Here is a 26,962-nt window from a genome sequence, read left to right on the forward strand (position 1 = left end):
CCTGTTTGCGCTATGTGGCCCGCGGCAAAGGATGCACGGCTTCCGTCGACATCGGGAAATGCCGGCTGCCGCCTGAAAACGGCGGGAAAGTCTTGTAGTCGGCGCGCATCTCCAGCCGCGCCGGCGACTGCAGGGCGTGCGTCAATGCCGCGGGGCTGTCGAACATGACCCGGTTGCGCTGCATATGGTCGATGCGCGGCCAGGGCAGCGAACCGCACCAATCCAGTCGCGACAGAACCTCGATGTGGCGAATGCCGGGGAAGCCCCGCATCAATTGCGGATGATGCGTCACATAGTGGTAGAGCCAGACATTCATGTCTTCGGCCGGCCCGGGATAGTGGACAAGATAGCTGCAGGGGAGCCCCGACGTCTGGACGCCAGCGTCGTCGACGGGAAACGGACGCACGCACATAGCCTGTTGCGTCGGCCTCGAACCGGCGACGCTCGACAGCATACCCGGTGCGGCAAGCGCCTGCAGATGGCCGGACGGCGCCAGCGCCGCCTCCATGTCCGCCAATTCGTCGAAATAGAGCTGGAAGCCAAAGACCGGCGGTGGGCCATCCTTGTTGAACATGTCCGTCGCCACTTCGGGCAGATAGATGTTTGCAAGCGCAAGGCCCGGCGTCGATGCAATCACCCCCCGCACGGCATCAACGTCTTCACCGGCGATGGCCAAATTTGCCTCGCGGTCATCATGGAAGAAAGCAAGATAGGCAAAGCGCATTTGGACACCTGCTGGATCGAGTTCGACTAGATCAAATTCGGAAGAAAGAGAGCGATCTGCGGAAAGAGGACAATCAGCAGGATCAGCAAAAGCGTCAGCGCGATGTAGGGTGCCGCTGACATGGCAACCGTCTTGAGCGATGTGCCTTTCGGCGCAACACCGATCATGATGAACAGCAGCAGACCAAACGGCGGCGTGGTGAAGCCGACCTCGTAGGCGAGCAGCAGGATCAGCCCGAACCATACCGGCTCGTAGCCGAATTGGTGGGCGATCGGCAGGAAGATCGGCAGCGTGATCAGCATCATCGAGACCTGATCCATGAACATGCCGAGCAGCAGGATGACGAGCACCATCATGAGCAGCATGGGATACGGTCCAAGATCATAGCCGACGATGAACTGGATAAAGCCGTTGGAGGCGCCGGAGAAGGCGAATATCTGCGAAAACGTCGTCGAAGCCGAGATGATCAGGAAGGTCATGCCGGTGACCTTCATCGCATCGTCCAGCGACTTCCAGACAACCGACCAGCTGAACCGCCGGTAGACAAACAACAAGGCGAACACGGCGGCACAGCCGAGCCCCGCCGATTCCGTCGGCGTCGCTATTCCAAGGATGATCGTGCCAACCACCATGAACACGATGACGCTCATCGGAATGATGTTGACGGCAACCGCCCTCACCTTCTCGGCCGCAGGAACGGCGGGCACCGGATAGTGCGGAGCGGCGTCCGGATCGATCTTCGTCTGTGCGAAGATCAGCGCCGCGTACATGACAACGAGGAGCAGCCCGGGCAAAGCCCCCGCTATGAGCAGCGCGCCTACGTCGATCTGGGCCAGCGAGCCGAGCAAGACGGCCAGCGAGGATGGCGGGATGATGACGGCAAGGCTTCCGGCGCCAAGCACCGGGCCGTAGGCCATATGCGGCTTGTAGCCCCGCTTCAGCATCTCCGGCACCATCAGCGAACCCATCATGCCGGTATTGGCGAGGCTCGAGCCCGACAGCGCGGAAAAGATGGTGCCGGCGGCGAGAACGACATAAGCGAGGCGTCCGCGCAGATTGCCGATGCACAGGTCGAGCGCGTAGATGACCTTCTCGCCGAGGCCGGAGCGGAAGAACAGGCTGCCCATGACAAGAAACATCGGCAGCGGAGCGAGCGCATAGGTCGAGACGGCGTCGGAGAAGTTGGCGACCATCTGCGTCACGCCGATCGAACCGCCGAAGAACAGGTACAGCCCGATCACATTGGTGACGAAGAAAGCGAAGGCGACCGGCAGCCCAAGCCCCATCAACACGAGGATGGTGCCAACAAGCACGGCGAATGGAAACAGCCAGGCCACCGGTCAGAGCCCTTCCATTTCCAGCGGATCGAGCGTGTACAGCGTGTCACGGCCGAGGAGATATCTGAGCCATTCCAGCGCAGAGAGGTAGAAGGCGAGCATGATGGGCAGAAAGACCAGCCATTTCGGCATGTCGAAACTGCGCGTTTCATATTCGCCGCCCGCCACGGCGCTTGTCAGGGAAAACAAGGCGACGCTGCCAAGGTAGAGGCTGACGCCGATGCAGGCGAGATAGACCAGTTTTTCAAGCACCGCCCGAGCCCGCATCGGCAGCGCCTTGCGCAGGAACTCGACGAAGACATGGCCCTTGCTGTGGACCAGCCAGGGCATCGGCAGGAATGCCGCGTAAAGCAGGCCGTATTCCGTCGCCGATACTGCCCAGGCAAGCGGCCTCAGGCCCAGATTGCGGACGCATACATCAGCAACCACCGCGACGATGATGAGGCCAAGCACCACTTTTGCCGTCGCCGCCAACGCAAGGCTCAGCTTCGCAATCGCTGCAAACAATCTGTCCATGTCCGACGACCCTCATGTCCACCGTTGCCCCGCTTTTGCCCAGCTTTGATGGAGGGCTTACAAGGCAGCCTCCGCTCGGCTACTGGAAGAATTTCTTCAACTGATCGATGTTGGTGGGATCGCGTTTGGCCATTCTCGCCCAGCTCGCCTGCGTGGCAGCCGCCAGGAATTTGTCGCGGCCGGCACCGGTCAAGCTGATCACCTTCTGCCCGCCGTCGATCATCGCCTGTGCCTGCTTTTCCGACTCGGCAAGATTGGCGTCATAGCTCGCGCGCTCGTATTCGACGGCCGTGTCGGCAAGCAGCTTCTGCGCCTCGGGCGACAGCGTGTCCCATTTGGCCTTGTTGATCGAGATCAGCACGTCGGTTTTGAAGAATTGCGGGTCGACACGGTATTTGGTGAACTTGTCCCAGCCGAACGACGCATAGCCAAACACGGTATAGGCGTTGGCATTGACGACGCCGCGCTCGAGCGAGGTGTAGACGTCCCCTGGCGCTTGCACGATCACCGTTGCGCCCAGGGATTCAAGGAAATCGCGATAGAGCGGCGACGAGCGGATCTTCAGGCTGCTCCAGTCGATGCTGCCTTCGCTGTTGAGCTTGGGTTCGTCGATGGTGAAGACGTTGAAGCCCGAGCCCGCGTCGACATGCGCCAGCAGATGGGCATTGGCCTTCTTCTCGAAAATTCCGCTGATGAAGTCCCAGCCGCCATTCTCGCGAACCTCCCACGGCGTCTTTGTCGATGCGGAGAACACCTCGCCTTCGGGCACGAGCTCGAGGAACTGCCCTGCCGGCGTGTCGATCACGTCGATCAGGCCGCTCCTGAGCGCCCCGCCCTGCTGGATCGGCGGAATGACCTCCGGCCCGCCACGCACGTTGATCTGGACCACGCCCTTGCCCTTTTCGTTCACCTTCTGAACGAACTTCAGGAAGCTCTGGGCGTAGCCGTTCTGCGTCGGCGTAAAATGCACCGCGTTGAGGACGACCTCGTCGGCCGTGGCGATACCCGCCACACCCGACATGAGTGCAGCCAGAACAAGGGATTTCCAAATGCGCATTGCCGTACTCCCTTTGATAGTTCGCCCATGATCCGGCCCATGATCGGGCCGATCTGAAATTGCAATCGCTGCGCCGCCACGCGAACGGCGGTTAACTGGAATCATCTCCTACTGTCAGGAACCGTCCATGCGCGTAGAAGACCGGCGATCGGTGAGCGCGATCCAGCGCGACGCCTGAGACGACGCCGATGACGATTATGTGCGACGCCCGCACGATGGTTTCGGCCACCCGGCATTCGAACATTGCCCGCGCGCCGACAAGCAAGGGCGCGCCGGTTTCGCCACGCACCCATGATCCGGACGAGAACCGCGCGGCCCCCTTGGCTTTGGTCATGCCGCCAAAGGCACGCACAACGTTCTCCTGGTCGCCGGCTGGCAGATTGACCGAAAAGGGCAAGCCTTCGCGAATGGCCGAGGCAAAGGTGCTGCTGCGGTTGACGCAGGCCAGCAGCGAAGGCGGCTCGGCACTGAACGAGCAGAGTGCTGTCGCCGTGATGCCGCAAAAGCCGATCTCGTCATGTTCCGACGCGAGGATGGCGACCGAGCCCGCCACGGCCCGCATTGCCTGCTTGAAGGCGCGCGGATTGATGGCGTCGTGTCCATCCACCCACGGCGTCGGAATGGCGGCCGCCGGCATCAATTTACTCGAAGCCCGGCCTGGCGCATCAGCGGCAGCACGCGGTCGCAGAAGAAGGGCAATTCGTAGGTATAGTTGACGAATGTGAGGGCGGCGCCGGAATAACCCTGGTCCATGATCGCAGTGAGGTCGTCGACGATCTTTTCCGGCGTGCCGATGAGCGGGAAAGTTCCAGCACCGCCGGCGAACCTTTGCCGATATTCGGTGAAGGCCTTCGCATCATGCGAGTTCGCGAATTCCTTCTTCTTGCGCATATGCTCGTCGACGGCGCCCTCGTCCGCGCATTCCAGCGCGTAATGCCGGTAATAATCCTCGGCTTCCTGCTGGGTTTCCCGGCAGACGACGTGACAAACCGTATAGACGCCGACTTCGCGTCCGACTTCGGCCGCTCGGTTGGTGATGTCGACCACATGCGCACGGCCGTCGGCAATTTCGGAAAAAGTCGAAAACAGGTAGTCGCAGTGGCGCGCCGCATAGTTGCGCCCCGGCGCGCCGAAGGCGGCGTTCATGGTCACCGGTCGCGGCGCCTGCAGGCTTGGCGGGCGGCTGACGACCCCCTTCAGATCGTAGAACTCGCCGCTGAAGTCGAACGGCTCCCTCGATTGATAGGCACGCACGATGATGTTGATCCATTCCTCGGCCTGATCGTAGGTCCGCTCGCCGACCGTCTGCCCGAACATGGCGAACTCGTCCGGGTTCCAGCCGCAGACGATGTTCAAGCCGGCACGCCCGTTGGAGATGTGGTCGACCGTCGCCAGCGCTTTTGCAGCCTGCAGCGGATGAACCAGCGGCACATGCACCGTCATGAACAGGCCGATGTTTTCGGTGGCGACAGCAAGACCCGCCGCCCAGGTGAACGTCTCGAACGACCATTCCCGCACATGCGTCAAACCGCCGAAGCCGCGCCAGCGGGCGATCGGCAGCAGAAACTCGAGGCCGGCGCGATCGGCGATGCAGGCGGAGTTGAGGTTGTCTTCCCAGCGGGCACGCCAGCGCTCGGGGACGGTGGTCATTGCCAGGCCGCCATCGGCGTTCATGGAAAAGACGCCGAGCTTGAACCTGTTCGGCCCTTTCAGCGGGTGCTGCTTCCTGATCATGATTTCCCCCGCCGTGACATGCTCTTGCCCTCGCCGTCGGAGTTTTGAAACGGTGGGCTCAGCTTCATGAAACGCTCCTCGGCGTTCTGAATGAAGTGCGTCATGCAGTCGTAAGCGGCGACGGCGTCGCGCTTGACGAATGCCTCGTAGATGGCGCGCATGCCGGCCACGATCACGGCCTGCGTCGGCTGGTGCGACAGCGTCCTTAAACGGACGACGAGTACATGGTCGGCGAAGCGGGCAATCGTTTGTGAAAGACGCTCGTTCGCGACCGCGCCAAGCCAACAATTCCTGAATGCCGAATTGGCCTGGAAAAAGCGGTCGGCATCGCCATCTGCGGCCGCAGCCTCTGCCTCCCGGAGCGCGGCTGCCAGGGTCTTGAGGCCAGCGGCGTCAAGTGTCCGTGCGGCGTGCGCGGCGGCCCGCGGCTCGAGCAACCGGCGGACCTCGAAGATGTCGGCGACATCCGTTGCGGTAAGCGTGGGCAGCGTGAAGCCGCGTGTGGTGCCGACGAGATAGCCCTCATGCACCAACTGCATCAAGGCGTCGCGGACAGGCATTCTGGAAATGCCGAGCCGGGCGGCAATATCGACATCGACCAGCTTCTGGCCAGGCGCCAATTCGCCATGCTGTATCGTCAGCCGGACTTGTTGATAGACCTGGGCACGCAGATTGCCATCGCCAACCCGTTTGAGCTCTATCGTTTCCGTCATCCACGCCTTCCCATGCGAAGATTTCGTATATCGTTTGAGGCTGTGATCTCGCAGTCGTGCCGTTGAAATGCAGCCATATATCGGCAGAAATCGACCTGTCAGCCATGTTCCCGGCTCAAGTGGAGCACAGGCTGGATCACCTGGCAAGATATTTCAAGTCTATAATGTATACTGTTTGAGCTCGCTGTCCGGAGGGCAGAGGATCGCGCCGTCTGTGCTGCCGCGCCGCGCGACGGCGGGGACAGCTAACGATCCGCGCGGTTCGGTAAAAAACGTACAGACGTTTTTCCGTGACACATCGAAGTCGGCGGATTTAACTAAAATTACTTGCGATCTGCGCGCGCCGGCACGCCCACCCCCGATCCCCTCGCCGGTGCGCATTACTGGATCGCCCGCCGTATCGAAAGGTGCGGCGGGCTTTTCGTTTCGTTTGGCGGGGAGGCGCTTATGCGAGACTTGCCCAGGAATATCGACGCCGACGTCGTGATCGAAATCAGCAAGTTGCTCGACGACCGGGCGAAGTCCGTGCCGGTGCCGGTGCACAAGCTGGCGGCGATGATCCGGCTGGGCGTCGAAACCCTTCTGACCGATCACTCCATCGAGGAGCTGATCGTGGAAATGGCCGCGACGCGGGGGCTTCCGATGCTGTTCGATTTGCCGGTGATCAATGTCGACAACGTCGTGCCGATTGCCTTGGCGCGCCGTCCCCGCTGACATTTCGCTCGAGCCCCATCGGTAGTCGCGTCGCCGCCCGACTTCACTTGTCCTGATGCGCCGGCCGAGTGTCGCCTTTCTTTTCGGGGTCATGGGTATGGTGGCTGTCGCGTTCGCCGCCGCCGCCGGAGACCTTGCTGTGGCTGCGCAGGTCTGAATCGGCCGGCGGCTTTTCGACGCTCAGCGGCTTCTTGGCGTTTTCGTGCGCGGCGCCGGGACCGCCCTGGCGGATGCTGGCAGGAGTTTTCTTCGACGTGGACATGGCCTAGCGATCCTGGACGTTGCCTTGATGAGTGGTGTTGACCTTCGTATTGCCTTGCTGACCCTGCTTGTCGGGATCGGGGACGGTGGATTGCGGTGCCTGGTCGGCTGCTACCGATTTTTTGTCACCGGCGCCCTTTGGGCTCAGATTCTTCGGCGGCACAGGGGGAGGTTTCGTGCTCATGGCGTTTCTCCTTCCGCCACCCAAACAAGCGGCTCGGGAGAAAGGTTCCCGAGGGTCCGATACGAACGGCGATTGCCGCAACGAGCCGGGTCCACAGGCCGTGGCTTGGGGCCGGCGGGGTGCCCGCACAATCCAGGATTATTTCTTGATGATGTTTCCGTTGTTCAGATCGAAGGCCTGGGCACCGAACGCCTGCCTGAAGAAGTCCTCCTGCAGATCGCCCCATTCGCCGAGATAGGCGCCGCAATTGCTGCAATAGATCGGTGTGGAATCCTTCGGGTTGTCGGGAATCTCCATCAGGATCGTCCCGCACGCCTTGCAATCGAGCTTGTCATCCAAACGGCGGCCCATTGACACATGATCGCGCGTTTTCAGCCGCGCGCCAATTGTTGTTTTCGTACGAAGCCCGAATGGCGCGTTTTCCAACCAGCAAGGGGATCGAAAGCTAGCGTTCCGCCGGATTTCCGAAGGCCGGATCTCGCCGCCTCGAATACATCCCCACCCGCGGCAGCTCGTCTGGAAAGTCGACCCAGGGTAACCTCATGTCCCAGTATGCGTGGGCCTGTGGCGGAAACCGTTCGGGGTGATCGAGAAAGCCGATCGCCAGATAGAGTTCGTCGGGCAGGCCCTGGTCGACATAGCCGATCGATGTTCCGCAATCCGCGCAGAAGGACCGGAGCACACCGGGGGTTTTCGAAAAGGTCTTCGGTATGCCGGTGAGCAAGGTGAATTCAGAAGGCCGATAACCGACCCACACCGTTAGCGGGCTTCCTATCGCCTTGCGACAGTCGTCGTCGTGATCGGAGCAAACCCAGAACGGCTCGCCGCGCATTTGCGCCGTTATGGCGCCGCAAAAACAGGAACCCGTTTCAGTTCGTGGCATTGGCTAACTTCATGGCTGGACTCGCCTTCACTGCTGGCCCGGCATTTCGGTATTTTCCTTGGGGTTCTTCTTGATGCCGGCGGCAGGCGAGGTATCGGCCGGAGCATTGCCACCCTGGTTCTGTTCAGCGGCTCTTTTGAGCGGCGAAGTCTGCCAGCCCATATCGCCGTACAAAAAGCCTATGAGGAAGCCGACGATGATGATGGCCGAAATCACAATTGCAATTAACGCGTTACGTCGCTCCATTTCGCACGGCTCCTTTCTTTGAGCCGAACAAACGATGGCGGAAATGGTTCCGGTTAGACGGACTGCGTGACGGGACGGAGCCGGCCGGGAACATTCAGCCTCACGGCGGGTTCGTATGAGTGCTCTTCTACAGGGAGTGGCTTGCATGAAACCCGCGGTAACCGATCGCATTGAAACCAAGAAATACGACCACCCGACAGGCGGCTGGGATCGCTCAAATCGCTGGTCCGCAAGGCGCGTGGCGAAGGCCTGCTATTGTCCGGGATATGGAGCACGCTGCTCAAGCAGAACAAGGCCGACGGCTATATGTGCGTGTCTTGCTCATGGGCGAAGCCAGCTCAGCCGAGGCCTTTCGAATTCTGTGAAAACGGCGCCAAGGCGACGATGTGGGACCAGACCAAGCTGCGCTGCGAACCCGCTTTCTTCGCCGAGCATTCGGTGGCGGAATTGCTCGATTGGCCGGACGACGATCTGGAGAAACAGGGCAGGCTTACGGAGCCCATGCGCTACAATGCCGCCGTCGACCGTTACGAACCGGTTTCCTGGGACGATGCATTCCGCGACATAGCTGCCGAATTGCGACGGCTCGATCCCAAATCGGTGGTATTTTACACGTCCGGCCGCGCCTCGCTCGAGGCCTCGTTCATGTATCAGCTTTTTGCGCGGATCTACGGGTCTTCGAACCTGCCCGATTCGTCCAACATGTGTCATGAATCGACCTCGGTCGGCTTGCCGGAATCGATCGGCTCGCCGGTCGGGACCGTGCAGCTCGAAGACTTTGCGAAATGCGACATGATGTTCTTCTTCGGGCACAACACCGGGGTGACGGCGCCGCGCCTGTTGCATCCGCTGCAAGAGGCACGTCAACGCAACGTGCCCGTCTTCACTTTCAATCCCTTGCCCGAGCGGGGACTGAAGCGCTTCAAGAATCCGCAAAACCCCATCGACATGCTATCGCCCGGACCGGGCACCAAAATGTCCAGCGACTTCTTCCAGGTCCGTTCGGGCGGCGACATCGCCACGATAACGGGTATCGCCAAAGCGTTGCTGGCGCTCGACGATGCCGCCCGCGAAAGCGGCAGGACGCGTGCCCTCGATACGGCTTTCATCGCCGAGCACACGCATGGCTTCGCCGAGTTCGAAGCCTTCCTGCGCAACACCCAGTGGAGCGATATCGTCGCCCGATCGGGCATTGCGCAGGCCGATCTGGAGCATGTCGCCGAGGTCTACAGCCATGCCAACGCGGTGATCGGCAATTACGGCATGGGCCTGACCCAGCATCGGCACGGCACCGAGAACGTCCAGATGCTGTGCAACCTTTTGATGATGCGCGGCAATATCGGAAAACCCGGCGCCGGTATTTCGCCGCTGCGCGGCCATTCCAATGTCCAGGGACAGCGCACCGTCGGCATATCGGAAAAACCCGAGCTCGTCCCGCTCGACAAGTTCGCCGAATTCTACGCCTTTGAACCGAAGCGTGAGAAAGGTCTCGATACGGTCGAGACCTGCGAAGGCGTCATGGACGGATCGGTCAAGGGCTTCGTCGGGCTCGGCGGCAATTTCGTGCGGGCCGTGCCGGAAACCGGCCTGGTCGAGAAAGCCTGGCGTGGGCTCGACCTGCATGTCGAGATCGCGACCAAGCTCAACCGCAGCCACCTCATCGCCGGCCGGACAACCTATCTGCTGCCTTGCCTGTCACGGCTGGAAAGAGATCATCAGGCGAGTGGCGATCAAAGGGTGTCGATAGAGGATTCCACTGCCTGTATCCATGGTTCGTTCGGATCGCGACCTCCGGCTTCGCCGCATCTGCTTTCCGAGCCCAGGATCGTCGCCGAACTTGCCAAGGCGACGGTGCCGGGCAGGAGTTCGATCCCTTGGGATGAATGGGTTGGCGACTACTCCCGCATCCGTGACGAGATCGAGCGCTGCTACCCCCAGCATTTCCGCGACTTCAACAAGCGCTTCCTGACGCCCGGCGGCTTCCATCGCGACATCAAGGCGAGCAAGCGGGTGTGGGAGACGCCGAACAAGAAGGCCAATTTCAAGCTGCCAACTGGCCTTGAAACCGATCCTGACATCGATGTCGTCGGCCGCGATGTGCTGACACTGATCACGGTCCGCCGCTCCAACGATCAGTTCAACACGACCGTCTACGGCTACAACGACCGGCTGCGCGGCATCAGCGGCACACGCATGGTGCTGTTGATGAACGAGAAGGATATCCAGCGCCTCGGCTTGAGCGCGGGACAGGAGGTCGATCTCGAAGCCAATGCGCAGGATGGCGTGGAGCGCCGCGTGCGCGGGCTGCGCATCACGCCTTTCTCAGTGCCGGAGGGAAATTGCGCCGGTTATTATCCCGAGCTCAACCCGCTGATTCCTCTCTGGCACAGAGCCGAGAAGGCTCATGTCCCGGCCGCCAAATCGGTACCGGTGCGGATTGTTGCCTAGGCGTTCGTTGTTCGCGGCAGGCACGCACTATGCGGATGTGGCTTGGTTCAAATCATGACCTCAGCCGGCTCGCGCGAGTTCGTCCACGGCATTCAGGATCGCACTCTGGCTCGCCGGCTTCTGCACGATCCTGCAAGCGCGGAACCCGGCCGGAATCTCGCGTTCGCCATACCCGGAGAGGAAAGCGAACGGCACGCCTCGCCCCCGCAATGCCTCCGCGACCGGATAACTGGTTTCATCGTTCAACTGGATATCCAATAGCGCCGCGTCGATCCCGCCTTCGCCAACGAGCCGGAGGGCCGCCGTCACCGACGAAACCGGCCCAACCACCTGATGGCCGGCCTTGCGCAGGTAAGCCGCCGCGTCGTCGGCGATCAGCCATTCATCCTCGACGATCAGCACACGCACCTTTCCGGTCACGACGAGCCCTCGCGGGTCAGAGGGAATGCAATTTCCACCTCCAAACCATTTGAGCGGAAACTTGTTTCAACTTTTCCGCCCAGCCTGTAACCGATTTCTCCACGCAGAAGGGTAAGGCCGAAGCCGCTGTCGGTTGGCTCCTTGATGCGGGGGCCGCCCTTCTCGCGCCAGACGAGCTTGAAGGTGCCATCCGCCACCGACCATTTGACAACTATCCGCCCGGCAGGTTTCGACAGTGCGCCATATTTGGCGGCATTCGTCGCCAGCTCATGAATTGCCATGCCGAAGGAGAGCCCTTGCACAGGCTTGAGGCTTACCCGCTTGCCATCGAGCTCGAACCGTTCGGCCCCAAAGGGATCGAGTTCATGGCGCAGCAGTTCCTCGACGGAGGCTTCCGTCCAGCTTTCTCGCGAGAGCAGACTGTAGGCTCGTGACATCGCCTGCAGCCGGCCGATCAAGGCTTCGGCGAACTCGTCTTTCGAGGCCGAGTTTTCACGCGTCCGGTTGGTGATGCTGGCGACGACCGCCAGCATGTTCTTGACACGATGGTTCAGCTCCGAGATGAGCACCTGCTGACGCTCTTCAGCCTGCGCCAGCGTCGTCACGTCGATCAGGGTCACGACCACGCCCTGGATGCTGCCGCCTTTGTCCCGGTAAGGGTTGATGCGAACCAAGTAGAACCGGCCCTTGTCGTCGCGCGCAAGGTGATGGTTCAGGGTCTCTCCCGTCTCGAACACCGCCTGGATGTGCCGCTTCAACTCGGGGTAGTCGAGCTGGCTCGAAAGATCGGTCAGCGGTCGGCCGACATCGGACGGACGCAAGTTGAAGAACGACGACGCGGCGGGAGTGAAGGTCCGCACCACAAGATTGCGGTCGAGGAAGATGGTGGCGATTTCCGTGCTTTCGAACAGGTTTCTGAGATCGCTGTTGGCGCGGTCGAGTTCCTCTATCTTGCCAGTCAGCTCTGCGTTGATGGTGTTGAGCTCTTCGTTGAGCGACTGCATCTCCTCCTTCGAGGCCTCAAGCTCCTCATTGGTCGACTGCGCCTCTTCATTGACGGAGACGAGTTCCTCGTTCGAAGACTTTACTTCCTCCAGCGCGGTCTCGTATTCCTCGATGGTCGACTGCAGCCGCTCGCGCGTGTCGCGCAACTCCCGTTCGAGATCGGTCGTATCTTCGGCGCCGCGGCTTTCGCGTGCCGGATCGGAGCGGATCTGGGCCTGTCCCACCGGATTGAACAGGACGAGGTAGAGGGGCTCGCCATTGCCGCGTTCCGTGTACGGCTCGACCATCAGTGTAATGAACTGAAGCTGTCCGTCGTCTTCTTCGACCGCTATGTTCTCCCGAACGACCGTGCGGCGCGTCGTGGCTGCCTCCCGCAACGCGGCGCGCAGCTCAAGTCTCAGCCCGCGGCGGGCCAGTGTCAGCAACTGCCGGCTCGGGGCGCCTTGCGGTGCTTCCAGATATTTGCCCGTCCTCGCCGAATAGTAGACGATGTCGCCATCGCCATTGACCAGAACGTGAGGCGGGGCGAACCGCTCCAGCACCTGAGCCTCGATCGCCTGGCGTAGTGAATGGCTGGCGGTATCCTTCGTCGAGCCGCCGCGTCCGACCGGAAGGGCACCCGTGGGGCCATTGCCGATCAGAACCAGCGGCCGCGGCGTGGAATGTTCCCGCGCCTGGAAAATCCGATGCTTCTTGTCGACCGTGGCAAAAAGGTCGCCGTGCTGACCGACGCTTTCCGAGGTGCCGAGGAACAGATAGCCGCCCGGCCTCAGCGCGTAATGGAAGATTGGAATCACCCGGTTCTGGATCTGCGGGCCGAAATAGATCAGCAGGTTGCGGCAGGAAATCATATCCATGCGCGAGAAGGGAGGATCGCGGATAATGCTGTGCGGCGAAAAGATGCACAGTTCGCGCACCTCGTTGCCAAGCACGTAGCTCGCGCCGTCGCTGTTGAAAAAGCGTTGCCTACGCTGTGGCGAAAGCCCGTGCAGCAGCGCTTCGGGATAACGCGCCGCACGCGCCACCGCGAGCGCCGGCTCGTCGATGTCGGTCGCGAATATCTGGACGCGCGGCGGCGCGGAAAGCTTCTCCATACGTTCGCGCATCAGCATGCCGATCGAGAACACTTCCTCGCCGGTGGCGCAGCCGGGTACCCAGACACGCACCGCATCGGAGGCGTTCTTGCCTTCGAAAATCTGCGGTAGGATCTTGTCCTCCAGCAATTTGAACGCTTCGGCGTCGCGGAAAAAGCTGGTGACGTTGATGAGCAGGTCGCGAAACAGCTTCGCCACCTCGTCGGGATCCCTCTTCAGCCGTTCTATGTAGGTGGTGATCGACTGCAGCTGCGTGATCTGCATGCGCCGCTTTACGCGACGCAGGAACGTCTTGGTCTTGTAGCCGGAAAAGTCGTGACCGGAATGGCTGCGCAAAATGGCGTAGATTTCATCGCGGGCCCGATCCATCCCGGCCTTGTGTTCGTCGTCCGCCTCGGTCAGTCCGTGCAGCACATCGAAGCCGCGGGCAAACGCCTGAAGCTTTGCACCGATCTGCTCGGCGGGCGCCGCTATGTCGATCAGGCCGCTCGAAATCGCGCTCTGCGGCATGTCCGGATTGCGTGGGGCGGAACCGTTGGACGCCTGGGCAATGGTCAGCCCGCCATGCTCCTTGATTGCCCTGGCGCCGAGCGTGCCGTCCGAATCACCACCCGACAAGATAATGCCGACGGCATACTCGCCCTGGTCCTCGGCCAATGCGCTGAAGAAGATGTCGATCGGCTTGCGCTCGCGGTTGAGCGTGTTCGGCCTGCGCAGCGAAAGCGCGCCCTTGCGGATGGTGAGGACGACGTTTTGCGGCATCACATAGACCTGGTCGGGTTGGACCGCTGCGCCCTCCTCGGCCACGACGACCGGCATTTCGGTATAACGTCGGATGACCTCGTGCAGCAGGCTTTCCCGCTCCGGGCTGAGATGGGTGACGACGACGAACGCCATGCCGGTGCCGCCGGTCAGTCCTTTGAACAGGCCCTCCATCGCGGGAATGCCGCCGGCCGATGCGCCGACACCGACAATGGGAAATCTTCCATTCTGGGATGCCACGCCACGCCCCTGACAACCGCCGCGAACACAAAGCCGCCAAATCGGGCCTTAGACTAAGACCGCGCCGAGCCTCCGGCCAGCGAATAGTCTACCAACGGAACAAAGCACCGTCGGTGGGCATTAACATTTGACTTTGGAGGCGGTTCCAATGGCAAAACGACCACCTGAAATAAAGCCGGCCAAGCGCATCCTGTTGCCCTCGCCGGACCTGACCAAGTTCCCGGTGTCTGAGAACATTCCGCCTCGCCTGCTCGCGCTCGCGGAACGGTTGCAAGAGGTTCTGGCCCGTCACTTTGAACAAGTCTGCGCCGACAGCCGTAAAACCCGCAGGAAGAAGGATCAATGAGGTGCGCGACCTGCAAGGCTTGCATATCCTGATCGTCGAGGACGAATGGATGCTGGCGGGCGATCTTGCACGTTATTTCAGCAAGATGGGCGCCGTCGTACTTGGCCCCGTGGCGACGGTCGAACAGGCGTCGAAACACACGGAGGAGGCGGAAGCTGCGATCCTGGACGTCAATCTCAACGGAAGACGGGTATTCCCGATAGCGGACGAACTGATGCGCCGTGGCGTGCCGTTCGTGTTTTTCAGCGGCGATGAAGACATCGTTATTCCTGAGCGCCTTCGATATGCCAGCAGCCTCAGAAAGTCCTCGGACGGCCAGGCTGTTTTCGACGCTCTTTTTCCGGCCGAGACGTCGGCATCGAAAGGAGGCCGAGCGTCCGAGCCCTCAGACGACGTATTTTCGCTTCTGCCTAAGCTCCGGCTCGCGGCACGTCTGCTGCTGGGAGACATGGATGCTTCCGACCGGCTGGTCGAGCGAACGCTCGAGCAGGCCATCGGCGAAATCGACAACAGACGATCTGGTTCCTCGACAGAGGATTGGCTCAACGGCATCATGCGAAACATCGTCAAGGCACGTGGAGCAAACCTGCTGCACTAACCACGGCCGCCGCCGGCAACTAGACGATGTTAGCTTTTCCGGCTGCGCTCGACGAATTTGTTGAAGCGGCTGGTCTTTCCGCCGCTGGTCTCATCCTGGTAGAGGAAGGCCAGTTCGTTCTCATCGAAGATCCTGAAGAACTCGTCCCATTCAACGGGCTCAAACGTCTCTTCAGGCTCGCCGAAGTCGATGCGCAATATGCCGCCCTCGCCCTTGGTGCGCACCACCGCCGGCCGCCCGTCGCGGTCCTCGGCCCAGCGGCGGATTTCGTCGTGATCGGTGGTCGTCTTCGATTCAGACATCGCAATCTCCCTTCGATTCCACCGCGAGATCCCCCGCGTTGCACAACCAGCAGATGCATCGCTGCCCGGCATGTGCGCGCGGTTGGTCGAACATGGCTCCTAACACCAAGCAGCCTTCGATGTTCCCACGCCTGGTTGAAACCTACCCCGGCGAGCCTCCTGAACTTTGTTGAAGCAAGGGAACAAACCTTTCGCCCGGAAGTTTGGGGCGGCAAAGCCATTCGTATGAGGAGCTGTCGTGAAACGTATACTGGTCACGGGAGGCTGCGGTTTCATCGGCCGCCACGTCGCCCAGGAACTCGTTGAACATGGCTATGGGGTTTCAATTCTCGATGCGCTGCTGGATCAGGTGCATGGCGGCGAGGCAATCAGCCTGCCGCCAGGTGCCAAGCTGATCAAAGGCGACGTTCGCGATCGCGACGCCATCGCCGAAGCCGTCGAAGATGTCGACTCGATCATTCACCTGGCGGCTGAAGTGGGCGTCGGCCAGTCCATGTACGAGATCGCCCGTTATGTCGGCGCTAACGACCTCGGCACTGCCACGTTGCTGGAGGCGCTGATCAAACGCCCGATCGAACGGATCGTCGTTGCGTCATCGATGAGTGTCTATGGCGAGGGTCTCTATGCCACGCCGGACGGCCGGCGCATCGACAATGCAAAACGGCAGCCGGACGACATCCGCAGCGGCCAATGGAATCCCCTGTCGCCGGAAGGTGAAGTCCTGTCGCCGTTGCCCACCGACGAGCAAAAACCGGTCGACCTCGCCTCGATCTACGCGCTGACAAAATATGCCCAGGAACGTGCCGTGCTGATCTTCGGCGAAGCCTATGGCGTCGACGCGGTGGCGCTGCGCCTGTTCAATGTCTTCGGCGCAGGACAAGCGCTCTCGAACCCATATACCGGCGTGTTGGCGAACTTCGCCTCCCGCATCGCCAATGGCCAGCGGCCGCTGATTTTCGAAGACGGCGAACAGCAGCGCGATTTCGTTCATGTACGCGATGTTGCCCTCGCCTTCCGGCTGGCGCTGGAACAGCCCAAGGCGTGCGGCCACGTCATCAACATCGGCAGCGGGCGCGCCTACGCGGTCAGCGAGGTCGCCCGGCTGCTTGCCGAGGCGATGGGCGTGCCCGGCCGCCAGCCGGAAATCCTCGGCAAGGCACGCTCCGGTGATATCCGCAACTGCTTTGCCGATATCTCGAAGGCGCGCGAACTGCTCGGCTTCCAGCCGCAGTACCGGCTGGAGCATTCGCTCGGCGATTTCGTCGCATGGGTGCGTAACACGGTCGCCATCGATCGCAGCGCCGAGATGAAGCGGGAACTCGAAGTGCGAGGGCTGGTGTCATGAGACCGGATTCACGCAATTTTCGCGAAGCGCCCATCGCCATTATCGGCGGCAGCGGCTTTATCGGCTCGAACCTCGCCGACAGCCTGTTGTCGGACGGCGAGCCGGTGCTGGTCATCGACAATCTGAGCCGTCCCGGCGTCGAGCAGAACCTCGAATGGCTGACGCAAAAGCACGGCAACCGCCTCGCCGTCGAAATCGCCGATATCCGTGACGCAAAGGCGCTCACGCCGCTGGTCGCAGGTTCGAAGGCAGTTTTCCACCTTGCCGCGCAGACCGCCGTCACCACGAGCCTGGTTCGGCCGGACGAGGATTTCGACATCAACCTGCGCGGCACGTTCAACGTCCTGGAAGCCGCTCGCTGCAGCGGCAAGCGCATCCCCGTCGTTTTCGCCAGCACCAACAAGGTCTATGGCCGCCTCGCCGACCTCGCCATGCGCGAAGAGGACGGCAACTACGCGCCTTGCGATGCGGGCATCCGTGTGCACGGCGTCGACGAGACGCGCGGCCTCGATTTCTGCACGCCCTATGGCTGCTCCAAGGGCGCGGCGGACCAGTATGTCCTCGACTACGCCAAGTCATACGATCTGCCGACCGCGGTGCTGCGCATGAGCTGCATTTATGGACCGCGCCAATTCGGGACGGAGGATCAGGGCTGGGTCGCCCATTTCCTGCTTAGCGCGTTCTCCGACCGGCCGATCACCATCTATGGCGATGGCAAGCAGGTGCGCGACATCCTGCATGTTGCCGACGCGGTCGCGGCTTATCGCGCTGTGCTGGACCGGATCGAGGCGGTCAAGGGCCAGGCATTCAATCTCGGCGGCGGACCGGAAAACGCTGTCAGCCTGCGCATGCTGCTGAAGGAGATCCGCGACATAACGAAACGGGACGTTCCGATTCGTTATGACCGCGAACGCACCGGTGACCAACCGTTCTTCGTCGCCGACACGCGCGCGATCGAGGCGGCGCTGGGGTGGAAAGCGCATGTCTCGTGGCAAAACGGCATCCGCGACCTCGCCGACTGGCTGCAGCGTCATCGCCTCGACCCGCATCCCGAACCGGCGAGGTACGTGGCATGAAGGTCGCCCTGGTCAATCCGTCCTGGACCTACCAGGACAGCATCTATTTCGGCTGCCGCCAGCCGCATCTGCCGCTCGAACTCGGCTATTCGAAAGCGCTGCTCGAAGCTGCCGGCCACGAGGTGCTGATGCTGGACGGGCAGATCCAGAAGCTCGACAACGCCGCGCTCGCCGATCGCGCCGCCGCATTCGAGCCTGACATAACCGTCGTCAGCACCGCGCCGACCTACCTGTTCTGGCGCTGCGCACCGCCCGAGTTGCGCGTGCCGGCCGATTTCCTCAATCATCTTGCCGGGCGCGGCGGTCGCACCGTCGCCGTCGGGCCGCATGGCTCGGCGACGCCGACGCCGACTTTGCGCAAGCTTGGCGTCAACATTGTCGTGCGCGGCGAATGCGAGGAAGTGGTCGCGGAACTTGCCCGGCGCGACGACTGGACCGCGGTGCCGTCCACCGCCCATTTCGAGGATGGAGAACTGGTCTCGAACGGCGGCGTGCATGCGAGCTCGTTCATCGATCACCCGCCGCTCGAATGGCCATCGGACTGGATTGCCGCGCATTCGCACCACCATCACCGCTTCGACGACAACCAGGTCGGTTTTGGCGCGGAGGTCGAGGCGTCGCGCGGCTGCCCGTATAATTGCAGTTTCTGCGCCAAGATCGATTTCCGCGATGCCTATCGCCGCCGGAACCACGAAGCAGTGATCGCCGAGATCGACCGGCTGATCGCACAGGGTGTCGGCTACATCTACTTCATCGACGAGATCTTCCTGCCGCAAAAGGCATTGCTGGAGGCGCTGGTCGATCGCGATGTGAAGTTCGGCGTGCAGACCCGTATCGACCTCTGGAAGCCGGAATTGCTGAAGCTGCTCGGTGCCGCCGGCTGCGTCTCGATCGAGGCGGGCCTCGAAAGCCTGACTGTGGAAGGCCGCGCCATGCTGGCAAAACGCTGCCGGCTGGGCACCGAGGAGCTGGCCGCGCTGCTGGTCGACGCAAGGCGCCACGTGCCGTTCGTGCAGGCCAATCTGATCGGCGTGGTCGAGGACGATCCCGCGCTCGTCGATTATTGGCGAAAGCACCTGATCGACAACGGCGTTTGGGCCAACGAACCGGTGCCGCTCTATCCTTATCCGAGTTCGCCGAGTTACCGCGAACTTTGGGGCGAGCCCGACGACCTCGCCTGGGAGCGCGCGCATGAACATTACCTCGCATCCTTCCGAACGTTCAGCGACATCCAGGAGAAGCGGCCGCGTCCGCTGGCCGAATTGGAGGCCACATGTTGCGGACACTGAGCCCGCCGCGTCGCATACTGATGACCGTCGATGCCGTCGGTGGCGTCTGGCGCTATACGCTCGATCTGGCCGGGCAACTGGTCGCCGGCGGCGACAGCGTCGTGCTTGCCGGGCTTGGTCCGGAACCGTCCAGGCAGCAGGCCGAGGAGGCCCAGTCTTTCGCGGCGCTGACATGGCTCAACACGCCGCCGGACTGGATGACCCGCAGCGAGCACGTTCTCGACACATTGCAGCAGGAGCTGCGCCCACTCATACGTGACTACGCTGTCGACGTCGTCCATCTCAATGCGCCGACGCAGGCGGCGGCGCTCGACGTGCCCTGCCCCATCGTTGCGGTATCGCATTCCTGCGTCGTGACATGGTTCCACGCCGTCAAGGGACAGGCGGCGGACGGCGAGTGGGCCTGGCAAAAGGACCGTAACCGGCGCGGTTTCGACAAAGCAGGCATGGTCGTTGCACCGAGCCGCAGCCATGCCGACATGCTCGAAATCTGCTACGGGCCGATCGCGCGGCTGAGCGTCGTCGGCAACGGCGCACGGCCGGGCGCGAAGGGCGAAAGGCGGGAATCGGTGGTTTTCGCCGCCGCGCGCTGGTGGGATGAAGGAAAGAACGCGGCGGTGCTTGACCAGGCCGCCTCCCTAACGCAATGGCCGGTCTTCGTCGCCGGTTCGCTGCAAGGGCCGGACGGCCAGCATGTTGGCTTCAGCCACGCCGTTCCCGTCGGGCCGGTACCACACGAGGAAGTGCGCTCACTGATGGCGCGGGCCGGCATTTTCGTATCGCCGTCGCTCTACGAACCGTTCGGCCTGGCCACGCTGGAAGCCGCAATGTCGGCGACGCCTTTGGTGCTTGCCGATATCTCGACCTACCGCGAATTGTGGGACGGGGCGGCCATGTTCTACGACGCGCGCGATCCGGGCGATCTCGCCAGATGCATCAATGGTCTTTGCAGCGACACGCAGCGCCGGCGAGAACTCGGTGAGGCAGCCGCCCGCCGAAGCCGCAGATTTTCATTGGCAAGACAGGCGACCGCCATGCGCGGCGTCTACGACAAGGCGGCCCTGGCCACCATGGCGGATAGTTGATTATGCGGTTTTTATTCTACACCCATTCGATCGTTTCCGACTGGAACCACGGCAACGCACATTTCCTGCGCGGCATCATGCGCGAGCTGGTCGCGCGTGGGCACCAGGCGATTGCGCTGGAGCCCGCCGACGGCTGGAGCCGGTCGAACCTGCTGGCCGAGAAAGGGTCCTTCGCGATCGAGCGATTCCGGAAAGATTTTCCGGAGTTGATGACGGTCACCTATGACGCCGCCTTCGACCACGAAGCCTGGATCTCCGATGCCGATGTGGTGATCGTGCACGAGTGGACCGCGCCGGACCTTGTCGCGCGGCTGGGCAGGGCGAAAGCAATTGGCGGCCGTTTCACGCTGCTGTTTCACGACACGCACCATCGCGCCATCTCGGCCACGCAAGCGATTTCCGCCTTGCAGCTTGAACATTACGATGGCGTGCTCGCCTTCGGCGAAGCGCTGCGGGAAAGCTATCTTCGCGCCGGATGGGGCAAGCGGGTCTTCACCTGGCACGAGGCAGCCGATGACCACCTGTTCCAGCCGCATCCTGAAATCGAGCGTAGCGCCGACCTGATCTGGATCGGCAATTGGGGCGACGACGAGCGCAGCACCGAAATCAGGGAGTTCCTGGTCGACCCGGTGCATGAACTTGGCCTGAGCGGCACTGTCCACGGCGTCCGCTATCCACGCGAGGCGCTCGCCGACCTCGCCACCGCCGGCCTGCGCTACGAAGGCTGGATCGCCAATGCCGACGTGCCGAAGGCATTCGCGGCGAACCGCATCACGGTTCACATCCCGCGGCGTCCATATCGCGAAAGCCTGCCCGGCATCCCGACCATCCGCATGTTCGAGGCGCTCGCCTGCGGCATCCCACTCGTTTCGGCGCCGTGGTCCGATGTCGAACGTCTGTTCAGGCCGGGCACCGATTTCCTGTTTGCAAACACCGGCTTCGAGATGCGGCATCATCTTCGCGCCGTGCTGCGTGACGCGGATCTCGCCGCTTCTCTGGCGACATCGGGCCTCGAGACTATTCGCTCACGGCACACGTGCCGGCATCGGGCGGATGAATTGTTCGGCGTGCTCGCCGAATGCGGGCACCGCCAAGCCGCCGATACGATCCTTGCAAAGGAGGCCGCCGAATGAAGATCGCATTTTACGGGTCGAGCCTGCTGTCGTCCTATTGGAATGGCGCGGCGACTTATTACCGCGGACTGCTCAAGGCTCTGGCCAGGCTCGGCTACGACATCATCTTCTATGAGCCGGACGTCTACGATCGCCAGAAGAACCGCGACATCGAGGCGCCGGACTGGTGTGCCGTCGTCGTCTACGAGGCCACCCCGAATGCGCTCATGCAGGTGGCGGCGCGGGCGGCCGACGCGGACATCGTCGTCAAGGCGAGTGGCGTCGGTTTCGCCGACGACGCGCTGCTGCGGGCGGTGCTCGATCACGCCCGTGCCGATGCGCTGACCGTGTTCTGGGATGTCGATGCGCCGGCGACACTTGGCCAGTTACGCGACGAGCCCGACCACCCGCTGCATCGCGCGCTGCAGGAAATCGACCTGGTGCTGACCTATGGCGGCGGCGATCCCGTGGTCTGGGCCTATCGGGCCATGGGGGCCGCCGAATGTGTGCCGATCTACAATGCGCTCGATCCGGAAACGCATCATCCTGTCGGCAAGGATATGCGCTTTGCCTGCGATCTCGCCTTTCTCGGTAACCGGCTGCCGGACCGCGAGGCGCGCGTCGAGGCCTTCTTCCTCGACCCGGCCAGCCGCCTGGCCGATCAGCGCTTCCTGCTCGGCGGATCGGGCTGGGGCGACAAGCAGATGCCCGCCAATGTCCGGTGGCTCGGCCATGTCGGCACGCGTGACCACAATGCACTGAACGTCACGGCCAAGGCGGTGCTGAACATCAGCCGCGACAGCATGGCGGCCAACGGTTTTTCGCCTGCGACGCGGGTTTTCGAGGCCGCGGGCGCCGGCGCATGCCTCATCACCGACGCCTGGCTCGGTGTGGACCTGTTCCTGAAACCTGGCGAGGAAATCCTGGTCGCGCGCGACGGCAGGGATGTCGCCGAGATGATGCAAAGCCTTACCGCCGAACGAGCCAAGGCGATCGGGGCATCTGCGCTTCGGCGGGTGCTTGGCGAACATACCTATACGACACGGGCCGTTTTGGCCGATGCCATTTTCAGGCGCCATTTCGAGCGCCCGACCGTGGAGGCCGCCGAATGACGAAGCCACTCGACATCGTCTTTCTTGGCCTGTCGCTCTCCTCATCGTGGGGAAACGGCCACGCCACGACTTTTCGGGGGCTGCTTAGAGGTCTCCACGAGCTCGGCCACCGCGTCACCTTTCTCGAACGCGACGTGCCGTGGTACGCAAGTCACCGGGATCTGCGCGATCCCGATTTCTGCGCCTTGCGCTACTATGAAACGACCGATGATCTTCGCCGCAATTTTGCGCGCTGCCTGCGCGAGGCCGATATCGTGGTCGTCGGCTCCTTCGTTCCGGAAGGCCCTGAAATCATCGACATCGTGGCGTCCCTGTGCACGGGTCAGTTCTGCTTCTATGATATCGACACGCCGGTTACGCTGGCGAAACTTTCAACCGATGATTGCGAGTACATTGCCAGGCGGCAGGTCCCGTATTTCGACGTCTATTTCTCGTTCACCGGCGGACCGACGCTTGCCCGTCTGACGGCGGAATTCGGCGCGAGGCGGGCCGAGCCGCTCTACTGTTCCGTCGACCCGGAACGGCATCACGGAACCGGTGATCCAATCCGCTGGGATCTCGGCTATCTCGGCACCTACAGCCCCGACCGCCAGGCGACGCTGGAGGCGCTGCTGTTCGAACCGGCGCGTCGCATGCCGGAGCGCCGCTTCGTCGTGGCCGGCTCGCAATATCCGCGCGAAATTGCCTGGCCGGACAATGTCGATCGCATCGAACACCTGCCACCGGCAGATCACGCAGTCTTCTATAGCCGCCAACGCTACACGTTGAACGTCACGCGCAGTTCCATGATCGCGGCCGGATGGTCGCCCAGCGTGCGCCTCTTCGAGGCAGCCGCCTGCGGCACCGCGATCATCAGCGACTGCTGGACCGGATTGGACAGCCTGTTTCCGGAGCGGACAATCCACACGGCGCGCAGGACCGAGGACGTGATCGGCATCCTGTCTGGGGAATCCGACGGTGCCCGGCTTGCCATGGCCAGGCACGCGCGCGCGCTCGTCCTGGCAGCCCACACAAGCACCGCGAGAGCCCGCGAATTCGTTTCGCTGCTGGCGCGGGCCAAATCGCCACGTTCTGCTCTCGATCTGGATGTCGAGAGTGCAGCATGACCCGCAGACGGGAGAAAATAGAGATGCAGCTATCAAGGAAGGCGGAACGGACCAGGACCGTGCTTGTCGCCGGCGGCGCAGGCTTCCTCGGTTCGCATCTTTGCGAGACATTGCTCCAGGCCGGCTGGCGCGTGATCTGCGTCGACAATTTCCTTACCGGCCGCATGGAGAACATTGCATCGATCGCCGATCGTCCGGATTTTCGGCTGATCAAGCAAGACATTTGCCGGCCCTTGGAGCTTGGCGAACCTGTGGACCGCATTTTCAACATGGCGTGCGCGGCCTCGCCACCACGCTATCAGGCCGACCCGGTCCACACGACGCGGACTTGCGTCATCGGGACGCTCAATCTGCTGGAGCTCGCCGCCCGCAACGGCGCCCGTTTCCTGCAGGCGTCCACCAGCGAAGTGTATGGCGATCCAGAACAGCATCCGCAAAAGGAGGACTATGTCGGCCACGTGAACTGCATCGGCCCCCGCGCCTGCTATGACGAAGGCAAGCGCACCGCCGAAACATTGTGCTTCGATTATTTGAGAATGGGAAAAGCCGATATCCGTGTCGCGCGCATCTTCAACACCTATGGTCCCAGGATGGACCCTGCGGACGGACGGATTGTTTCCAATTTGATCGTGCAGGCACTCGAGAGACGGCCGCTGACGATATTCGGCGACGGGCTGCAGACCAGGTCGTTCTGCTACGTTTCCGATCTGGTCGACGGCTTGATCCGGTTGATGGAGGTCAATCCCAGCCCGCGCCAGCCCGTCAATCTGGGCAATCCGGGGGAGTTCACCATCCTGCAATTGGCGGGCCTGGTGAGGCGCATGACCAGAACCGGATCGGCCTTGAAATTCCTGCCGCTGCCGCAAGACGATCCTCGTCGTCGGCAACCCGACATTTCCCGTGCAAAGAAGCTTCTCGGCTGGTCGCCAAAAGTGCCGCTCAGGCAAGGTTTGATGCATACAGTCAGCTATTTTACCGAGCTTGAGACGACGCAGACGGTCGACAGAACACGGCGAATTGCCACCAGCGTGCATTCTGCATCAGGCCGGCTGCAAAATCTGCCGGCCTGACGGCAGTATTTGCCACGTTCCCCTCGGAGATCACGGTCGTTTCGCGCCGATCGTCGGTCACTTTTTCTCGTCGCGGGAACAACCCGTCCAGCTTCCGGTTCGGCCAGGGTACCGGCACGGAGACGATTTGTGCATCCGAAGCGATCCGCCAAAGACATCGAGCAAATGGCCGCAAGAGAGACGGCTGCCTTCCTGCGGCGCGCTTCCATCACCTATCTGGAATGTTGCGTGAGCCTGATGCTGACGCATCTTCAGCGGGAAGAGGTAGCCGCCATCCTCGAAAAGGAAGCGGATATGCTTCGCCGGCTGGACTGATCCTGCTCGAAGGGCCGCAGGTGCCCTTGGGTATCCAGGAACCGAAGCAACATCGCCGTATAACGTCTTGCCGCGGCCGCCAGCCGGATCTGTTCCCGATCATCGCCAGATCGTAAAGCCATGCTCCACAAGCCAAGCTGGAAGGCGAGATAGCAGGGCTCGTAGTAGTGGGCCAGATTGGCATCGACGGGACGGGAGGCTCTCGCTTCCACAGCCTTGCAAAGCGCCGCAGTCGCCGCGTCGGAGAGGCTGTATTCGACGCGGGCGCCGGCAATGTCCCAGGCGATGTCCTGACAGCCGACCAGATCGTGCGACCGGCAATGGTCGAGGGCGTCCGTCTTGATCAGCGTTCCGCCTCGCGAAAGGATGAACTCCCACCGATGAAGCCGCCCGTCGATCTCGACCCGCTGCATATTCTTGGGTGGAGCCTGTGTCGAAAACCAGTTCTGCAGCTCCGCCGCGCGGCTTTCGCCCAGCGCCTCACTTGTATTCCGCACCGCCATGTCGGCAAGCGCCTCCAGCGAGGCGCCCGGCTCAGAGGCGGGCAGATTGGCTGCGCGCCAGGCTAGATAGCGCGCGAGATGTGCGACCACTTTTTCTTTCGAAAGCCTTGCCCGGTCCAGCGTTGTACCGTCGATCCAGCGTTCGACGAGAAAGCCATGGCACAGCCCGGCGACTTCCGGGCCAAAGCCTGCATCGTGCAGCCTCCTGGCGGTCTCGGCCTTGTGCATTCCGATTTCGCCCAGGCCAACGAACTTGACCGACCATTTTTCCCGGCCTGCAGAAGCGAGGAACTTTCGCCGCTCGAAGCCGCGGTGAACGGGTGGCCAATGGTCCTCCGTCCTGTCTCGAAAGCGACGCCACTCTCCGCCGGATATTTCGGTCAGGCTGACCGCTGTGCTGCCGATCGTCAGGGCTACCCAGTCCCGCAGCGTCGGGACAGCGGATCCAGCTGGGAAAGTGCGTTCAAAGTTGGCGGTATGTTTCTTGCAGTGCATCCATGCCTCACGACTGTCCGCCGAAGCCTCGGGACCCGCGCCACCCGAATGGCTGGGGAACAGATGGATGCGCCCGGCCCCGATGCCTAGCCCCTGCAGCCATGCGACGACGGCGTGGAACGAACTGCCGGACAGGCCCGGGCCTTCGTCGACGATGGCAAAGCGGGCCGATGGCTTCGTCATCCAGCCACCGATCAGCTCCGGATCGGCGGCAAGCCGCCTGCGAAACGGGTGGCCGGTCGGACGGACGCTGACGGGTGCTGGCGTGCCGATGGCTGCAGCCACCATCGCTGCAAGCCCCAGGCCGATGCTGCGGATGCCGATTACGCATGTGTTCGCATCGAGACCGGAATGCCGCGCGGCGACGAAATAGCTTTCCGGATAGAGCGCATAGTGAGCATATCCCTCAGCCGTGCCGGTGAGGATTTCGCCATCGCATTCGAGTTCGGCCAACATTCGCGGCACGTCAGCATCGACTGGGCCATCGATCGTGAATCCGGCGTCCCACGATCTACCCACGTGCCGGGCCAAGCCGACCAGGAGATTTGCGCCCGCGATCCGGTATCGGGAATTCCTGTCCGTGCCGTTGGCCTCGAATTCAGCATCGGCAAGACCCTGGACCAGTTCCGAGGCCGTGATGAACAGGCCGACCAAGGCTGCGTGGCGTTCGATCCCACTTGGCATGTCGGCAATGTGCTCGGCCGCTTTGCACGCTGAGCCGCGAACATGTTGCGCGCTCTGCATTCGCTTGTGGTCGCCATAGACGATCATTGTCCCGTCCCGGTTGGCCTCACCCTTCGCTGCACAACTCGGCGGGCGCTACTTTGATCCACTATCGGTTGCACGATTTTTGCAGCCGGCAAGGAACAA

27 protein-coding genes and 1 pseudogene are annotated in these 26,962 nt (G+C 62.2%); 12 read left to right on the forward strand and 16 right to left on the reverse strand.

The features are described from left to right. Positions 1 to 10: 10 nt before the first annotated feature. The 7 genes from NKH89_RS17330 to NKH89_RS17360 form a co-directional block, all read right to left on the reverse strand. Positions 11 to 724, reverse strand: a complete 714-nt coding sequence (locus tag NKH89_RS17330; protein ID WP_352482785.1) for a hypothetical protein — start codon at positions 722 to 724, stop codon at positions 11 to 13. Between the two features lie 26 nt (positions 725 to 750). After that, complete coding sequence (locus NKH89_RS17335) at positions 751 to 2,061, reverse strand: TRAP transporter large permease (RefSeq protein ID WP_352482787.1); 1,311 nt, start codon at positions 2,059 to 2,061, stop codon at positions 751 to 753. A 3-nt stretch (positions 2,062 to 2,064) separates the two neighbouring features. Next, positions 2,065 to 2,577 (reverse strand): TRAP transporter small permease, encoded by a 513-nt coding sequence (locus NKH89_RS17340; protein ID WP_023716647.1) that lies wholly within the window; start codon positions 2,575 to 2,577, stop codon positions 2,065 to 2,067. 79 nt (positions 2,578 to 2,656) lie between these two features. Further along, positions 2,657 to 3,634, reverse strand: a complete 978-nt coding sequence (gene dctP, locus NKH89_RS17345) for a TRAP transporter substrate-binding protein DctP (RefSeq protein ID WP_352895233.1) — start codon at positions 3,632 to 3,634, stop codon at positions 2,657 to 2,659. 91 nt (positions 3,635 to 3,725) lie between these two features. Further along, entirely contained in the window at positions 3,726 to 4,271 is a 546-nt protein-coding gene (locus tag NKH89_RS17350) for a flavin reductase family protein (RefSeq protein WP_352909405.1), read from the reverse strand. After that, positions 4,271 to 5,365 (reverse strand): LLM class flavin-dependent oxidoreductase, encoded by a 1,095-nt coding sequence (locus NKH89_RS17355; protein WP_023716644.1) that lies wholly within the window; start codon positions 5,363 to 5,365, stop codon positions 4,271 to 4,273. Before NKH89_RS17355 ends, NKH89_RS17350 begins: the two co-directional genes overlap by 1 nt. Then, positions 5,365 to 6,081 carry a GntR family transcriptional regulator gene (locus tag NKH89_RS17360; protein ID WP_352482791.1) on the reverse strand — a complete coding sequence of 239 codons (717 nt, stop codon included), beginning with the start codon at positions 6,079 to 6,081 and terminating at the stop codon, positions 5,365 to 5,367. The genes NKH89_RS17355 and NKH89_RS17360 overlap by 1 nt, the downstream gene beginning before the upstream one ends. A 483-nt stretch (positions 6,082 to 6,564) precedes the next feature. On the opposite strand from NKH89_RS17360, the gene NKH89_RS17365 reads away from it, so the two are divergent. Next, positions 6,565 to 6,795 carry a hypothetical protein gene (locus NKH89_RS17365; RefSeq protein WP_352547441.1) on the forward strand — a complete coding sequence of 77 codons (231 nt, stop codon included), beginning with the start codon at positions 6,565 to 6,567 and terminating at the stop codon, positions 6,793 to 6,795. Between the two features lie 43 nt (positions 6,796 to 6,838). Here the strand turns inward: NKH89_RS17365 and NKH89_RS17370 are convergent, their stop codons facing one another. The 5 genes from NKH89_RS17370 to NKH89_RS17390 form a co-directional block, all read right to left on the reverse strand. Beyond that, complete coding sequence (locus NKH89_RS17370; protein ID WP_352482793.1) at positions 6,839 to 7,057, reverse strand: hypothetical protein; 219 nt, start codon at positions 7,055 to 7,057, stop codon at positions 6,839 to 6,841. 3 nt (positions 7,058 to 7,060) lie between these two features. Next, positions 7,061 to 7,240: a hypothetical protein gene (locus tag NKH89_RS17375; protein WP_031193315.1), complete on the reverse strand. Its 180-nt coding sequence runs from the start codon at positions 7,238 to 7,240 to the stop codon at positions 7,061 to 7,063. Between the two features lie 138 nt (positions 7,241 to 7,378). After that, entirely contained in the window at positions 7,379 to 7,666 is a 288-nt protein-coding gene (locus NKH89_RS17380) for a hypothetical protein (RefSeq protein WP_352482795.1), read from the reverse strand. Between the two features lie 19 nt (positions 7,667 to 7,685). Next, entirely contained in the window at positions 7,686 to 8,123 is a 438-nt protein-coding gene (locus tag NKH89_RS17385; protein ID WP_352482796.1) for a GFA family protein, read from the reverse strand. A 27-nt stretch (positions 8,124 to 8,150) separates the two neighbouring features. Further along, positions 8,151 to 8,369: a hypothetical protein gene (locus NKH89_RS17390; protein WP_352547439.1), complete on the reverse strand. Its 219-nt coding sequence runs from the start codon at positions 8,367 to 8,369 to the stop codon at positions 8,151 to 8,153. 145 nt (positions 8,370 to 8,514) lie between these two features. Here NKH89_RS17390 and NKH89_RS17395 point away from each other — a divergent pair. Next, positions 8,515 to 10,817 (forward strand): annotated as a pseudogene (locus NKH89_RS17395) (FdhF/YdeP family oxidoreductase). Positions 10,818 to 10,877: 60 nt separating this feature from the next. On the opposite strand, the gene NKH89_RS17400 reads toward NKH89_RS17395, so the two are convergent. Both NKH89_RS17400 and NKH89_RS17405 read right to left on the reverse strand, forming a co-directional pair. Further along, on the reverse strand, positions 10,878 to 11,237 hold the full coding sequence (locus NKH89_RS17400) for a response regulator (protein WP_352493917.1): 360 nt from the start codon (positions 11,235 to 11,237) through the stop codon (positions 10,878 to 10,880). After that, positions 11,234 to 14,338, reverse strand: coding sequence for a CheR family methyltransferase (locus NKH89_RS17405; RefSeq protein WP_352590363.1), 3,105 nt, complete (start codon positions 14,336 to 14,338; stop codon positions 11,234 to 11,236). The genes NKH89_RS17400 and NKH89_RS17405 overlap by 4 nt, the downstream gene beginning before the upstream one ends. A gap of 148 nt (positions 14,339 to 14,486) precedes the next feature. On the opposite strand from NKH89_RS17405, the gene NKH89_RS17410 reads away from it, so the two are divergent. Continuing rightward, on the forward strand, positions 14,487 to 14,684 hold the full coding sequence (locus NKH89_RS17410; protein WP_352493915.1) for a hypothetical protein: 198 nt from the start codon (positions 14,487 to 14,489) through the stop codon (positions 14,682 to 14,684). A 49-nt stretch (positions 14,685 to 14,733) separates the two neighbouring features. After that, positions 14,734 to 15,282: a response regulator gene (locus tag NKH89_RS17415; protein ID WP_352547433.1), complete on the forward strand. Its 549-nt coding sequence runs from the start codon at positions 14,734 to 14,736 to the stop codon at positions 15,280 to 15,282. Positions 15,283 to 15,311: 29 nt separating this feature from the next. On the opposite strand, the gene NKH89_RS17420 is transcribed toward NKH89_RS17415, so the two are convergent. Then, positions 15,312 to 15,584 (reverse strand): hypothetical protein, encoded by a 273-nt coding sequence (locus NKH89_RS17420; RefSeq protein ID WP_023716631.1) that lies wholly within the window; start codon positions 15,582 to 15,584, stop codon positions 15,312 to 15,314. A gap of 238 nt (positions 15,585 to 15,822) precedes the next feature. Here NKH89_RS17420 and NKH89_RS17425 point away from each other — a divergent pair, with 238 nt between their 5' ends. The 8 genes from NKH89_RS17425 to NKH89_RS17460 are packed head-to-tail and all read left to right on the forward strand — an operon-like array spanning position 15,823 to position 24,779. Next, a complete protein-coding gene (locus NKH89_RS17425) occupies positions 15,823 to 16,929 on the forward strand; it encodes an NAD-dependent epimerase/dehydratase family protein (RefSeq protein ID WP_352909409.1) in 1,107 nt (368 codons plus the stop codon). Continuing rightward, positions 16,926 to 18,005 carry an NAD-dependent epimerase/dehydratase family protein gene (locus tag NKH89_RS17430; protein ID WP_352482802.1) on the forward strand — a complete coding sequence of 360 codons (1,080 nt, stop codon included), beginning with the start codon at positions 16,926 to 16,928 and terminating at the stop codon, positions 18,003 to 18,005. Before NKH89_RS17425 ends, NKH89_RS17430 begins: the two co-directional genes overlap by 4 nt. Continuing rightward, positions 18,002 to 19,294: a TIGR04295 family B12-binding domain-containing radical SAM protein gene (locus NKH89_RS17435; protein ID WP_352482803.1), complete on the forward strand. Its 1,293-nt coding sequence runs from the start codon at positions 18,002 to 18,004 to the stop codon at positions 19,292 to 19,294. Before NKH89_RS17430 ends, NKH89_RS17435 begins: the two co-directional genes overlap by 4 nt. Further along, positions 19,279 to 20,379, forward strand: coding sequence for a glycosyltransferase family 4 protein (locus NKH89_RS17440; RefSeq protein ID WP_352909411.1), 1,101 nt, complete (start codon positions 19,279 to 19,281; stop codon positions 20,377 to 20,379). Before NKH89_RS17435 ends, NKH89_RS17440 begins: the two co-directional genes overlap by 16 nt. Before the next feature lie 2 nt (positions 20,380 to 20,381). Next, positions 20,382 to 21,512: a CgeB family protein gene (locus NKH89_RS17445; RefSeq protein ID WP_352482805.1), complete on the forward strand. Its 1,131-nt coding sequence runs from the start codon at positions 20,382 to 20,384 to the stop codon at positions 21,510 to 21,512. After that, positions 21,509 to 22,603 (forward strand): CgeB family protein, encoded by a 1,095-nt coding sequence (locus NKH89_RS17450; protein ID WP_352482806.1) that lies wholly within the window; start codon positions 21,509 to 21,511, stop codon positions 22,601 to 22,603. The genes NKH89_RS17445 and NKH89_RS17450 overlap by 4 nt, the downstream gene beginning before the upstream one ends. Next, entirely contained in the window at positions 22,600 to 23,709 is a 1,110-nt protein-coding gene (locus NKH89_RS17455; protein WP_352482807.1) for a CgeB family protein, read from the forward strand. The genes NKH89_RS17450 and NKH89_RS17455 overlap by 4 nt, the downstream gene beginning before the upstream one ends. Before the next feature lie 23 nt (positions 23,710 to 23,732). Further along, on the forward strand, positions 23,733 to 24,779 hold the full coding sequence (locus tag NKH89_RS17460) for a UDP-glucuronic acid decarboxylase family protein (protein WP_352493912.1): 1,047 nt from the start codon (positions 23,733 to 23,735) through the stop codon (positions 24,777 to 24,779). A gap of 251 nt (positions 24,780 to 25,030) precedes the next feature. Here the strand turns inward: NKH89_RS17460 and NKH89_RS17465 are convergent, their stop codons facing one another. Next, positions 25,031 to 26,863, reverse strand: a complete 1,833-nt coding sequence (locus tag NKH89_RS17465; RefSeq protein ID WP_352493911.1) for a hypothetical protein — start codon at positions 26,861 to 26,863, stop codon at positions 25,031 to 25,033. Positions 26,864 to 26,962: the final 99 nt, after the last annotated feature.

The organism is Mesorhizobium sp. M0923 (assembly GCF_040319365.1).
In the GTDB taxonomy this organism is placed as follows: domain Bacteria; phylum Pseudomonadota; class Alphaproteobacteria; order Rhizobiales; family Rhizobiaceae; genus Mesorhizobium.